Source organism: Anabaena sp. AL93 (assembly GCF_001672085.1).
GTDB classification, from domain to species: Bacteria; Cyanobacteriota; Cyanobacteriia; order Cyanobacteriales; family Nostocaceae; genus Dolichospermum; species Dolichospermum heterosporum.
On the sequence record NZ_LJOU01000085.1, the window covers coordinates 1 to 13,106 of the forward strand.

A 13,106-nucleotide genomic window follows, 5' to 3' on the forward strand; every position below is an offset into this window, starting at 1 on the left:
GGATAAGCTTTTTATACTGGAGGGGGTGGGGGGCGTGGTTCTTGTACCTGATAACATCGGGAAGTGCTGTATTCTGAAACTATTTTTAACTTTTAATTCCCTCTTTTCCTAGCAACTTATACTAATATACGAGCCTGATTATATTTATCAGTATTGTTGACACTCCCCTGGCTAAAGACGATTATAAAAAAGATTAAATCTGGGAAAGTGATAGCGTCAGTGCTGACTTGTCAGTTTGGTAAATGAACAATTTTAACGCTTATTCCTTGCACCTAATTCACCTTCTATCCCCATCAAATCATTAACTTGTAACAGTTTTATGTTTATATGGTTAACACCACGCTACGCTATCAGCAAGCCCTACATAATATTTCCCATAGTGCAAGTCTGTGGAATGGTGCGTTACGCTGTCGCTAACACACCCTACTTTTTGACTTTTGCAGTTTATTTAATTCACATTCCTAATTAATAAATTGGATAGGTTAAGTAGGTGAACACAATAAAACCAAACTGTGTAAAGAAACGTAAAATCGCCCAAACCCTCTTCACTCTTGCCTCTTGCCTCTTGCCTTTTGCCTTGCCATAACGACAATTTTCAACGCCAACCTACTTACTTCCTTTCTGGATGTGCCAATTCCTCTGGAGTGGGAACACCCACCTGATTAATTACTCCAATCATTTGATATAAACGCCCTAAATCTCGTTGATTAAAATTTAAAACTAACCGGGGTAAACTAGATGTTTCATCTTGTTCCTCCTGCGGTAATGCTTGGCTTTTAACAATTTTACCTGTCAGCAAAATATCACAAAAATGAGTATTAAGTAATTCCACTTGAGCATCGGATAAATCTTCTTTTAACCGGATCACCAACTGATCACCAACATAACGACTAGAGTGATAAATTCGGTAAAATCCAGTAATGGCATTACAAGCAACTTCAAGATTATCTGTAACAGTGTACAAACTCGGATCATCTGCACTAACAAGCCCTGTTTTTACCAATTTCTCATCAATATATTGACTCCAAGAACGCCAATAATCGCCTCCTGGTTGATCAATTAACACCAAAGGAACTGGACCAAATTTACCTGTTTGGCTCAATGTCATACATTCAAAAGCCTCATCTTGAGTGCCAAAACCACCAGGAAACAAAGCCACAGCATCACTTTCTTTCAGAAGAAATAACTTGCGAGTGAAAAAGTATTTAAAATTAATTAGTTTAGCATCACCTTCAATAATTGGGTTAGCTTGTTGCTCAAAAGGTAACTGAATATTTAAACCAAAGGAATTTTCCCTACCAGCACCTTCTTGACCAGCTTGCATAATCCCACCACCACCACCTGTCATAATCATAAATCCTAGCGCGGAAACAGCCCGACTAAATTGCAGAGCCATTTGATATGCTGGTGTATCTGGTGCTAGACGCGCTGAACCAAAAATAGTAATTTTCCGCACATGACGGTAGTTATAAAATAATTGGAAACCACATTCCATATCTGCTAAAGCGGCAGATAATATTTTCCAATCCAGACGTTCAATATCACTATCAGCAAGACGCAAAATTGTGGTGAGTGATTGCTGAATAAATTGCCGATGTTTTAGTGTCGGTAAACGGTCTATGAGTTCAGCAATATCTGCTTGGAGAGAATCTAATGAAGAAAAGGACGCTTCAGAAGTCATACTTACTGCCGCAATAATGGCATTATATTTTAACGAAAGTTGCTAATACAGTAAAGCGCAAATCAACCAACAGTAAAAATCCAGTTCCCTCCCCTTATAAAGGGGAGGGTTAGGGAGGGGTAAAACATTTGATACAGCAATCATGACTTTTCAAACATTTGGAGATAATTTTTAACTTTTGTAATAGGCTGCCTTTGGTGCATTTAATTTGGGTTACACCTATCACTGAGTGTTATATCAGATATTTGGAGAAAAACGAAAAAAGTGTTCGTTCCGCACTTCGTGCCGCTGCGCTAACATCGACCAACATTGCTGATTTCGCTATGCTCAATTTTGCTCGTTGGTCAATTCTTCACTTACGCGTATTGTATTCATCTCATCACCTCCCTATCGGGTAGGTGAGAGGCTTCTACTGTTTAAGCTAAGTTTATTGTCTATTCAGCTTAAAGATACTTTTCCAAAGTGTTAGCTAAAGTGGTTTTAGGTACAGCACCGACCACCATATCTACTTTTTGTCCATCTTTGAAAATCATTAATGTAGGAATACTGCGAATACCATACTGACTAGCAATCTGAGGATTTTCATCAGTATTAACTTTCACAACTTTTAATTGATCTCCATACTGAGTGGCGATTTCGTCCACAACAGGGGCTACCATGCGGCATGGACCACACCAAGGAGCCCAAAAGTCAACTAATACGGGAACTTCGCTGTCGAGGACTTCTTGCTTAAACGTAGAATCTGTAACTTGTTCTGCTGCTGACATACCTAAAAACCTTTACATAAGATATTTCCGAGGTTGGTGAAAATTCTACCATAGCAAAAACATCCTATTAAGGATAAAGGATATACATTTGCCAGGAAACTAGAAAACTAATCCCTACCATAAGGAACCGCCCGAACATTAGTCCGGGCGGAGTGTGGTGTGAGGAGTGAACGGAAACTTTTGTCTCCGCCATCTCTATTGTAGGCTAGATATGTGATTTTTCCAGTCATTCTCAAAGTTGTTGTCAATTGTCAGTTGTCAATGGTTAGTTGTCAGTTGTCAATGGTCAGTTGTCAGCAGAAAACCCTTAACGATGCCCAATGCCCAATCCCCAGTCCCCAATGCCCAATCCCCAGTCCCCAATCCCCAATCCCCAGTCCCCAGTCCCCAATCCCTTATTTACCCATACCTAACTGTTGGGCTTTTTGGTAAACCTTACCTTCTGTCAACAAAGAAGGAGCAATGACAACTTCAACCTGCTGCATTTCCTTAATGTTTTTAGCCCCTAAAGTTCCCATACTCGTCTTTAAAGCTCCTAAAAGATTATGAGTACCATCATCCAAACCAGCAGGTCCTCTGAGTATTTGTTCTAGAGTTCCAGTTGTACCCACGCGAATGCGAGTCCCACGAGGTAAGACTGGGCTAGGAGTTGCCATACCCCAGTGATAACCACGCCCAGGGGCTTGGGCGGCTCTGGCAAATGGAGAACCAATCATAACAGCGTCAGCACCGCAGGCAATACATTTACAGATGTCTCCTCCGGTGATTAAACCACCGTCAGCGATGATGGGGATATATTTACCGGTTTCCCGATAATAATCGTCTCTAGCGGCTGTACAATCGGCGATCGCAGTGGCTTGAGGTACGCCCACGCCCAACACTCCACGAGAAGTACAAGCAGCACCGGGTCCAATACCTACCAATACCGCTGCTGCACCAGCTTTCATCAACTCTAAGGTGACTTGATATGTAACGCAATTTCCCAAAGCCACAGGGATGGACATAGAACGGCAAAATTCCGCTAAATTAAGGGGAGTAATAGCTTCTGGAGATATATGATCAGTAGAGACTACTGTAGCTTGGATAAAAAATAGATCTGCTCCAGCTTTAGTTACGACTTCGCCATATTTGCTTGCACCTGCTGGAGTTGCGCTAACTGCCGCAATACCGCCTTGTTGTTTAATTTCCTGAATACGTTTTTCAATTAATTCCGGCTTTATTGGTTCAGCATATAGTTCTTGCATCAGGCTGACAAATTCATCTTTGCCGACGGAGGCAATCCGATCTAAAATCGGTTCGGGGTCGGCATAGCGAGTTTGGACACCCTCTAAATTAATTACGCCCAATGCCCCCAACTGGGACAAGCGAACAGCCATTTGTACATCAACCACACCATCCATTGCACTGGCAATAATGGGGATTTCTCGCTCAATATTGCCGATTTGCCACTTGGTATCAGCTAAACTCGGATCGAGAGTTCTGTTACCAGGGACTAAAGCAATTTCGTCAATTCCATAGGCTCGACGCGCCACTTTTCCCCGCCCAAGTTGAATTTCCACGCTTTAACTTTTCTCAAAACTGTTTAAGCTAGGGTATCAAATTGTGGTGATATTGGGAATTGGGAACAATTGAAAATTTTTGATTTTTAATTCGGTTCTGATGTTCTAGGGTTTATTTTTATTGGCATAATTAGCACCTGTATAACCTGTGGCTACCCAAATAACTGCCCTAGCACCATCCCGAAGAGATTTTTCAATCGGTTCTGGTGAATTTTCTGAAGGAACTGATAGGGGTTTAAAATTCATGCCTCGACTACCTAAAACAATTTCACCAACGATGCAAGCACGACGCATATGAAAGTCAGATGTAATTAAATAAACACTTTTGATGCCACGAGATTGCAATTCATCCACTGTAGTAGTAAAATTAGTAACTGTGTCTACAGCTTCATAGTCTAAATTTAAACGCTGGGTATCAACTCCTGCATTGGCAAATATTTTTTTAGTATGCTGCGGTGGACTGCCTCCAGAAATCCAAATAGGTATATTGGGATATTGGCGAGCTAATTTGGCTGTAAACTTTTCTCTTTCTAGTAAGCGAGTAGAACCGCCCAAAACTAAGATTGCTTGTGGTTGTACAAATTGGTTTTGTACTGCTTTGCACCCCCACCAGATAAATAAGGGTAGGAGACAAGCCATAAATTTCACAGATTTCCCTGTCAAAATTAGCTTATTCAAGGCTCTATAGGTATGTCTATTCGGACTAGAGTTTTCTTTAAAAATCAGCACAATAACGCACAGGGATGATGGTTAGTATAAGTTTTTGCGAACTATGTCTAGAAAAAAGTTGTAACGTTGCGATCATAGTAAGTAGGTGAACACAATAAAACCAAACTGTGTAAAGAAATGTAAAATCGCCCAAACCCTCTTCACTCTTGCCTCTTGCCTCTTGCCTTTTGCCTTGCCATAACGACAATTTTCAACGCTCACCTACTTAACTGAATCCACGTCGCTGTAATTTCTGCCATATCCTAAACTATCTGAGAAAATTAATCAAAGGTGTCTCACCACTCATTGACAACATAATTTTTAGGTTTACTATAAGACTTAACACGCCTAAGAATTTTAATTAGTGTAACTGCTTGCTATATGTGACAATGATTTATTTGTTTTCACAAACATAATTCTCAATTCTTAATCAATATAATCAGGAAAGAATACATAAATCTTTATATTTACCTTCGAGGCGATCGCTTTTGCTAGTAATATTAAGGAATATGAATTAAATAAAGTGCAAAAGTAGGGTGTGTTAGCGACAGCGTAACGCACCATTTCAGGTTAAGTCAGAATTGCAGGTTATTAAATTTGCGTTCCTAAGGGACTTCCAGGAAATAAATTATCCCAATAAATAAATGAACAAACGAACCACAGAGGCACAGAGAACACAGAGAGAGAAGAAATAGGGAGGGTTTTTGCGTTAGTTTTGGGACATTTTTTTATTTGGAAGTCTCTAAGTGGCTAGTACCGCAGGGCGGAAGTCAAAAGTCAAAAGTCAAAAGTCAAAACTAATATACAGTAAGCTTTTTGGCGATTGAATATGGTTGCTTTATTTACGCCGTGATGTACTAGTTAGAGACTTCCAAGAAATAAATTATCCTAAGAAACGAACCACAGAGGCACAGAGTACACAGAGAGAGAATTTCTGCATCAGTTTTGGGACATTTTTTTATTTGGAAGTCTCTTAGGTAAATTGTCAGAAATGGCTATAGCTTGCGTGGCGACGGAGGAGTGATACGCCATGCTTCGCTATCAGGATGTACAGGATTAAAGGATGAACAGGATCAAAACAGAGATTTTATGAGCCATTGGCGGAAATTATCATGATAGAATTTGTAGGTGGTTGAGTCAAAAATAGTTTCTATTTGCAAGAACTCTAACCAATTTTCTAATAATTCTTCAATATCATATTCATCAGTATTTAGCAAATTAGCAATATCTGTAACTGATATAGGTTGTGTTGTCTGGGATAGAACTTGCAACACTGCTAGGGGAAAATCTTGATATTGAGAACCCAGCATTTTTTCTAAATGTTGTTGGTAATAGGTTTCTAATGGTGGTGGAAATGATGTTCCTATTTGGGAAGGTTGGGGATAAAAATTATTAGTAAGGGCAGCTAAAATTTGACTCACATACATAAAATTATTTTCGCTGCGGTTGGTTAAATTAGTAATAAATTCTCCTTCGTTTATTTGGTTGATATTTAACCAGGATTTGATTGACCTCTCCCCCAACCCCTCTCCTACAAGGAGAGGGGAATTAGACAAGTTTTTTTCCTCTATTTCTGTAATAGGAGAAGGAGAGTTAGAATTATCTTGTCCCCCCATTCCCTCGTAGGGAAGGGGGGTGAGGGGGGTTAGGTTTCTCCGAATATAATTTTGAATATCTTGTTTATTTTCCTGTGAATAATCTTCTAAATGCAAACTTTGCACCGGTGCTTCTATTAATAAACCGGAATTACTGGATAAAAACGGACGACGGGTAAGGAGAAAATACACCCCTTGGGGAATGTAGCGGGGAAGATAAAAAATATTTGTTCCTGGTGGTTGTAATTGGGAATTAATGCAATTTAAACTATCAATAGCAATAATTAATTTTTGATTTGGTTGATTTGATTGTAGATGGTCGCTGATTTGTTGGAGAAGCAAAGATAAAAACCAACTTCCCTCTGTTGCGTTATCGGGTAAATTTGGCAGAGATATTTGATCAAATGTGGCGATAATTTGAGAACATATATATTTGAGAAATTCTTCAGCGTGATTTTTCCCCTCTAGTTCAGCGTTGTAATAAATTACCTGGCGATTTTCTGGGGGATTGTTTTGATTAATATATTGAGCAATAATTGCACTTTTACCGCTACCGGGTAGACCGATAATAGTGAAATAACCCCGGTTGTAGCGATTGAGAAAATTATTAATCGCAGTAAACACGAAATTACGACCCAGAAAATTCGCGCTTTTTTGGTGAATTATTGCTGCAAATTCTTGGTGATTAACTATGGCATTATTCATAGTTGGTCGTCTAGGTGTGGAGTTCATAATTTCATTCTCCCGCATTTTCCAACTTTAAAAAATGCACCATTCCCCCAGCGTCACCCGCAACAATTGTTAACCCATCTGGTGTAACTGCACAGGAATAAAAGTCACTGTCACCACTAAAAGTAGCTATTTCCTCCCCTGTCTCTAAATTCCACACCTTCACAGTATTGTCCGAAGAACCAGAAATCACCCGTTTTCCGTCTGCTGTCACTGCTACTGCTAGTACCGAATCACTATGACCAGAGAGAGTCAACGGTTCCTCCCCAGTCTCTAAATTCCACACCTTCACAGTTTTGTCCCAAGAACCAGAGATTACCCGTTTTCCGTCTGCTGTTACTGCTACTGCTAGTAAATAACGAGTATGACCAGAGAGAGTCAGCGGTTCCTCCCCAGTCTCTAAATTCCACACCTTTACAGTTTTATCCCAAGAACCAGAAATCACCCGTTTTCCGTCTGCTGTCACTGCTACTGCTAGTACCGAATCACTATGACCAGAGAGAGTCAACGGTTCCTCCCCAGTCTCTAAATTCCACACCTTCACAGTTTTGTCCCAAGAACCAGAGATTACCCGTTTTCCGTCTGCTGTTACTGCTACTGCGACTGCTTGTACCGAACTACTATGACCTGAGAGAGTTAACTCTTGCTTCTGTGTCTTTAAATTCCATATCTTCACAGTTTTGTCCCTAGAACCAGAAATCACCCGTGTTCCGTCTGGTGTCACTGCGACTGCTTGTACCGAACTACTATGACCTGAGAGAGTTAACTCTTGCTTCTGTGTCTTTAAATTCCATATCTTCACAGTTTTGTCCCTAGAACCAGAAATCACCCGTGTTCCGTCTGCTGTCACTGCGACTGCTTGTACCGAACTACTATGACCTGAGAGAGTTAACTCTTGCTTCTGTGTCTTTAAATTCCATATCTTCATAGTATTTTCTTCTGAATCACCAGAAATCACCCGTGTTCCGTCTGGTGTCACTGCGACTGCTTGTACCGAACTACTATGACCTGAGAGAGTTAACTGTACCTCCCCTGTCTCTAAATTCCATACCTTCACAGTTTTGTCTTCTGAACCAGAAATCACCCGTGTTCCGTCTGCTGTTACTGCGACTGCTTGTACCGAACTACTATGACCTGAGAGAGTCAACGGTTTCTCCCCTGTCTTTAAATTCCATACCTTCACAGTTTTGTCTTCTGAACCAGAAATCACCCGTTTTCCGTCTGCTGTTACTGCGACTGCTTGTACCGAACTACTATGACCTGAGAGAGTCAACGGTTTCTCCCCTGTCTTTAAATTCCATACCTTCACAGTTTTGTCTTCTGAACCAGAAATCACCCGTGTTCCGTCTGCTGTTACTGCGACTGCTTGTACCGAACTACTATGACCTGAGAGAGTCAACTGTTCCTCCCCTGTCTTTAAATTCCACACCTTTACAGTTTTGTCCCTAGAACCAGAAATCACCCGTGTTCCGTCTGCTGTCACTGCTACTGCTTGTACATAACTACTATGACCTGAGAGAGTCAACTGTTCCTCCCCTGTCTCTAAATTCCACACCTTCACAGTTTTGTCCCAAGAACCAGAAATAACCCATTTTCCGTCTGCTGTCACTGCTATTGCATATACCGACTCACTATGACCTGAGAGGGTGCGGAGTAACCTTCCTCCTGCTTGGGTGAGACTGGGGGTGAGGGGACGCAACCAAGGGTGAGGGTGAGTTGTTTGTGCTTGGGTTAATAGGGTTTGCATTGCTGGGGTGTTGATGGTTTGTAACCTTCCCCATAATTGACTTGTTAATTGTTGTTCATCCTGGGTGACAATATGTGCAGACAGTCGCAAAGCACTTTGAATATCTTTTAAGGTTTTGGTTTGGTCTGGGTGGGTTGCGGTTTGGGTAGCATCTAATAAATCATAATCTTCAATTAATGCTTGGATACCAAAGTCAGGATGATTAATTTTGTTAGATATGAATTGATAATCTGTGAGGATTTGGAAATATTTGGTTAAGTTACCGGAGTTTACCAAATTATAAGGAAATTTACCCAAATAAGCTTTTTGGGAATAGGATTTATCTGATAATGATTTTTTGTTAGTTGCTGGCATAAGATTTTTGATAAAAATTAATATCTGTAGGTTGGGTTGACGTAAGGAAACCCAACATTAAATTGGTTGTGTGGTTGTGCTTCGCTAACTACAATCTCAATTTCTCCTTTTGAATCAATAAGCAATCTTCAAGTCTTTGCAATTGCTGCGCTACACTTTGTTTCGCTCGCAATGACAGTTGGATATTTTTTTAGTGTGAATCAAGGTGGTGGGTTGGGTTGCGCTTTGCTTAACCCAACCTACGGAAATCCTAAGATTTTATTATCATCCCTGTCCTGTCCCAATAATCAACAATGCGCTGATTTACTTCTGTAAATAATTTGCGAGTTGCTTTAAATTCTCTTTTCCCTTTCAAGAAATCTAAGAAACTAGCATGATAGATGCTGTAACAAATATCTTCATCTATGGTTTGCAGTTTCAAATATTCAATCCATTCATTTAAAATATTCTGCACATCACATTCATCTTCATTAACGATCTCAAAAAGCATCTCACCGGATATTGGTGTACCAATTTCCACTAAAATAAACAGAATCATTACTTTCATTTTTTCAGATGAATCATTCATTTTCATCCGTTCCCAATGAGTTTGATAATAATTCTGTAAACCTTGGGGTAATTGGGTTAAATTCAAATCATTATATTTACCCTCTGCTATTGCTGGTAAGACATAGCGCAGGTACATAAAATTATTGTCGCTCTTGGTTGCTAACTGATTTACAAAAGCGTCGGGAGTGATATGTTTGGTTTCTATCCAAGTTTGTAATCCGGCTTTGTGTTCTGGATCATTTTTTAAACAGAAGCGAATATACTCTTGAATATCATGCTGATTTTCTTGGTTATATTTAGGATCAGTTAAATCTAAAGATTCTGTTTTCAATCCTTCAGCATAGAGTCGTTCTTTAGTTGCTTCATAACGTCGTCTAGTTAGGAAGAAATAAACATTATCTGGTAGAGTTTTTGGTAAATATAAAATATTTTCTCCTCCTGGTTCTTGCTTGACTTCATCCAGTGCATCAACGACAATGATTAATTTTTCATTGGTGGTTAGTTTTTCAGTAGCTTTTACCAGTAATGTTGATAAATCATCCTTATCCACATTTGTTAATTGATAGCGGTTAATCAGTTGTTGACGAATACTTTCCAGAAATAGTTCAGGACTATTACGATTTTCTTGTAAGTTGTTGAAATAACAAATTGTTTTATGTTCAAAAACGTATTTTGCAGCGATGGTACTTTTGCCCATTCCCGCATCACCGATAACTGTAAAATAGCATTTTTTATTGGTGTTGATGAAGTTTGCAAAGGCAGTAAATACAAATCCGCGACCGCAGAAGGATTTGATTTTTTCGGTAATTAATGATTGAAATTCTGGTGGGATAGATGGTTCTGTTTTTGATATACCATAATATTTTTGAGTTAAATAGTTACGTAATTTTTCTAATTTACCTCTACTACTAGTATTTTGTAGTTCAGGACATACAGGTTCAAAATTTTTATAAATCTCTTTGAAGTAAGCTTTGACATTAGCTATAGAGAAATTTAATTTGTTTGCAATTTCTTGTTGATTTATTGCTTCATTTTCTTTGGGGAGTGCGGTTAATAAAGCTTTTGTTTCTTCAGGGGATAAACTTTGACTAGCTGCTTGTTGGTTAAGGAAGTCTTGCCAATTCATGGATGTTGTTTAGATTTTAGTAAGGATTATAGCTGATTTTTGGTGAAAATGGTCTGATTAATGTTTTTTAGCCATCATTTTTCCAGTTGCATCATAAACCGCCTGGGAATGAATTCCCAGTCTAATAGCGAAAGTCTACTGAAGTAGACTAAAAGATTTTTGCTGTGGTTTTAGAATAAATTATAATATAAAAATGTCGTAATTGATATTTCTAAATAAGATAAATTCCAATATTTGTACTTTGAATATACTTTAAATATACTTCAATCTATATCTACTTCTAATATACCTATGTCTATACTTTGGTTAAACTTTATAGCCTAATAAGGATGACATCATAAAAATATGAAACGCGGAAAGCACCCTCTAAATAATCTAAAAAGGTAGTCAAGACCATGAGAAATGAAATAAAAAGAGAATTACTTCGTCAAGCAAAGTTAACTTTTAATGTTGCTTTATTTGTTTCCGCAGCGTCAGCTATGATTACATTATTTGGGGTAGGGTTAATCTATTTCAATAAACTCTCAGAAGCTAGTTTAACCGCAAGTGGTGGTGCTATAGCAACTATTACCACTCTAAATATGGCTAAGGAAGCTAAGGATGAACTTCGTGAAATTCTTGCAGAGGATGAACATGAAGACTAAATTTCCGTTAAAATTTATAATGGTTTAGCATTGCTCAATGGTGTCAACTTAACGTAAAACCCATAGCCCGCCTGGGAATGAATTCCCATTATCTCGTTCCCAGTCTCTGACTGGGAATGAATAAGATAAGGCTCTGGCTTCAATGAGATAAGATGGAGGCAGAGCCTCATCAACTGCATTCCTAGTCAGAGACTAGGAACGAGATAAAGATTTATTATTTTCAGTTATTATTTGGTATATACCCTTATAAAATTATGTGTTCCCCGCACTGTTATGGAAAATCAATTGGGATTTTTGCTGAAGCTGCTATTATTTTCGACTTTGCTCTCGGTATTAATTAAATATGCTTGTCCGTTTTTAGGGATTCCAGCAACGGTGACAAATGTGTTAATTATGGTTTTGTTACCAACTATAATTATGGCCACTGTTCTCCTGTGGCGAATACCCAGACAAAAGCAAAATTAACGGAAAAAATATAGTCCGTGTTGCTAAAATCAGCTAACCTAACTGCATTGTCATCAAAAGGCATTTTACCAAGCTGGGAGTCTTGCTTGTGAATCTTGGTCAATGGATAGGCTTAATTGCCTTAGTTATATCTTTATATGTATTGTGGCAACTTCGTGACGTTCTGCTACTAATATTTGCGGCGGTTGTTTTAGCGACGACTTTAAATCGTCTCGCCCGGCGCTTTCAAAGTTTAGGAATAAAACGAGGATTATCAGTTTTATTAGCTGTAGGGATTTTCTTTGCAGGTGTTGTCTGTTTTTTCTGGTTAATCGTACCACCTTTTATCCAGCAATTTCATGAACTCACTTATCGAGTTCCCCAAGGATTTGGGCGTTTTAATAGTTGGATTGATGTCCAAAGAAGTCATATTCCTGCACAATTATTACCTTATATACCGGATCTGAATAGTTTAATTGAACAAGCCCAACCGCTATTTAATCGCTTATTAGGTAATTCTTTTGCTTTTGTTTCTGGATCGTTAGAAGTTGTTCTCAAAATTCTATTAGTCCTGGTGTTAACAGGAATGTTTTTAGTTAATCCTGATGCTTATCAAAAAGTATTTATTCGCATATTTCCCTCCTTTTATCGGCGGCGGGTAGGGGGGATTGTACAGGAATGTGAAGTTTCTTTAGGAGGATGGGTGACTGGTGCTTCTATTGGTGTTTTGGTGGTAGGGCTGATGAGTTTGGTGGGTTTATCAATTTTAGGAGTGAAGGCTGCACTAGCTTTGGGCGTGTTAGCGGGATTTATGAATTTAATTCCTAATTTGGGTCCAACTATGAGTGTAGTCCCAGCAATGGCGATCGCTCTTTTGGATAATCCCTGGAAAGCTGTTGCTGTGTTTATTCTCTACTTTATTATTCAACAGACTGAGAGCAATTTTATCACACCTGTAGTCATGGCACATCAAGTGTCTTTACTACCAGCAGTTACTTTAATTTCTCAGTTATTTTTTGTGACATTTTTTGGATTTTTAGGATTATTTTTAGCACTTCCTCTGACGGTTGTTGCCAAAATTTGGGTACAAGAAGTATTAATTAAAGATGTGTTAGATAATTGGAATAATAATGAAGAAGATCATCCAGAATTAACTATAGTTGAGGAATATTCGGATATCAATGATCAGGTGTAAAAGTTGAG

General features: G+C 38.8%; 12 protein-coding genes. 4 read left to right on the plus strand and 8 right to left on the minus strand.

The features are described 5' to 3' along the window. The first annotated feature begins 319 nt into the window (after positions 1–319). On the plus strand, positions 320–469 hold the full coding sequence (locus AN486_RS20040) for a hypothetical protein (protein ID WP_199924369.1): 150 nt from the start codon (positions 320–322) through the stop codon (positions 467–469). A 141-nt stretch (positions 470–610) separates the two neighbouring features. Here the strand turns inward: AN486_RS20040 and AN486_RS20045 are convergent, their stop codons facing one another. From AN486_RS20045 to AN486_RS20080, 8 genes are all read right to left on the minus strand, one after another. Then, a complete protein-coding gene (locus AN486_RS20045) occupies positions 611–1,681 on the minus strand; it encodes an LOG family protein (RefSeq protein WP_053537906.1) in 1,071 nt (356 codons plus the stop codon). A gap of 443 nt (positions 1,682–2,124) precedes the next feature. Next, the gene (gene trxA / locus AN486_RS20050) at positions 2,125–2,448 is read right to left on the minus strand and encodes a thioredoxin (RefSeq protein WP_027403318.1); all 324 of its coding nucleotides are present in this window, start codon (positions 2,446–2,448) and stop codon (positions 2,125–2,127) included. Between the two features lie 107 nt (positions 2,449–2,555). Continuing rightward, positions 2,556–2,678, minus strand: a complete 123-nt coding sequence (locus AN486_RS20055) for a hypothetical protein (RefSeq protein ID WP_290602273.1) — start codon at positions 2,676–2,678, stop codon at positions 2,556–2,558. A gap of 165 nt (positions 2,679–2,843) precedes the next feature. Beyond that, positions 2,844–4,007, minus strand: a complete 1,164-nt coding sequence (locus AN486_RS20060; protein ID WP_290602275.1) for a GuaB3 family IMP dehydrogenase-related protein — start codon at positions 4,005–4,007, stop codon at positions 2,844–2,846. 105 nt (positions 4,008–4,112) lie between these two features. Beyond that, complete coding sequence (locus tag AN486_RS20065; protein WP_053537908.1) at positions 4,113–4,646, minus strand: YdcF family protein; 534 nt, start codon at positions 4,644–4,646, stop codon at positions 4,113–4,115. 1,142 nt (positions 4,647–5,788) lie between these two features. After that, entirely contained in the window at positions 5,789–7,042 is a 1,254-nt protein-coding gene (locus AN486_RS20070; RefSeq protein ID WP_290602277.1) for an ATP-binding protein, read from the minus strand. 4 nt (positions 7,043–7,046) lie between these two features. Then, on the minus strand, positions 7,047–9,140 hold the full coding sequence (locus AN486_RS20075) for a WD40 repeat domain-containing protein (protein ID WP_290602279.1): 2,094 nt from the start codon (positions 9,138–9,140) through the stop codon (positions 7,047–7,049). 250 nt (positions 9,141–9,390) lie between these two features. Then, on the minus strand, positions 9,391–10,815 hold the full coding sequence (locus tag AN486_RS20080) for a transcriptional regulator (protein WP_290602281.1): 1,425 nt from the start codon (positions 10,813–10,815) through the stop codon (positions 9,391–9,393). A 395-nt stretch (positions 10,816–11,210) separates the two neighbouring features. Between AN486_RS20080 and AN486_RS20085 the strand changes: the two genes are divergently transcribed. The 3 genes from AN486_RS20085 (at position 11,211) to AN486_RS20095 (ending at position 13,098) form a co-directional block, all read left to right on the plus strand. Further along, entirely contained in the window at positions 11,211–11,459 is a 249-nt protein-coding gene (locus AN486_RS20085; RefSeq protein WP_290602283.1) for a hypothetical protein, read from the plus strand. A gap of 273 nt (positions 11,460–11,732) precedes the next feature. Further along, positions 11,733–11,924: a hypothetical protein gene (locus AN486_RS20090; protein ID WP_290602285.1), complete on the plus strand. Its 192-nt coding sequence runs from the start codon at positions 11,733–11,735 to the stop codon at positions 11,922–11,924. A gap of 88 nt (positions 11,925–12,012) precedes the next feature. Continuing rightward, positions 12,013–13,098 carry an AI-2E family transporter gene (locus AN486_RS20095; RefSeq protein WP_053537911.1) on the plus strand — a complete coding sequence of 362 codons (1,086 nt, stop codon included), beginning with the start codon at positions 12,013–12,015 and terminating at the stop codon, positions 13,096–13,098. Positions 13,099–13,106: the final 8 nt, after the last annotated feature.

Excerpts from the sequence above, each read along its gene's own strand:
- AN486_RS20055 (WP_290602273.1), bottom strand. The coding sequence starts at position 2,678 with ATGACTGGAAAAATCACATATCTAGCCTACAATAGAGATGGCGGAGAC.
- AN486_RS20070 (WP_290602277.1), bottom strand. The coding sequence starts at position 7,042 with ATGAACTCCACACCTAGACGACCAACTATGAATAATGCCATAGTTAAT.
- AN486_RS20045 (WP_053537906.1), bottom strand. The coding sequence starts at position 1,681 with ATGACTTCTGAAGCGTCCTTTTCTTCATTAGATTCTCTCCAAGCAGAT.
- AN486_RS20080 (WP_290602281.1), bottom strand. The coding sequence starts at position 10,815 with ATGAATTGGCAAGACTTCCTTAACCAACAAGCAGCTAGTCAAAGTTTA.
- AN486_RS20065 (WP_053537908.1), bottom strand. The coding sequence starts at position 4,646 with ATGGCTTGTCTCCTACCCTTATTTATCTGGTGGGGGTGCAAAGCAGTA.
- AN486_RS20085 (WP_290602283.1), top strand. The coding sequence starts at position 11,211 with ATGAGAAATGAAATAAAAAGAGAATTACTTCGTCAAGCAAAGTTAACT.
- trxA (WP_027403318.1), bottom strand. The coding sequence starts at position 2,448 with ATGTCAGCAGCAGAACAAGTTACAGATTCTACGTTTAAGCAAGAAGTC.
- AN486_RS20075 (WP_290602279.1), bottom strand. The coding sequence starts at position 9,140 with ATGCCAGCAACTAACAAAAAATCATTATCAGATAAATCCTATTCCCAA.
- AN486_RS20090 (WP_290602285.1), top strand. The coding sequence starts at position 11,733 with ATGGAAAATCAATTGGGATTTTTGCTGAAGCTGCTATTATTTTCGACT.
- AN486_RS20040 (WP_199924369.1), top strand. The coding sequence starts at position 320 with ATGTTTATATGGTTAACACCACGCTACGCTATCAGCAAGCCCTACATA.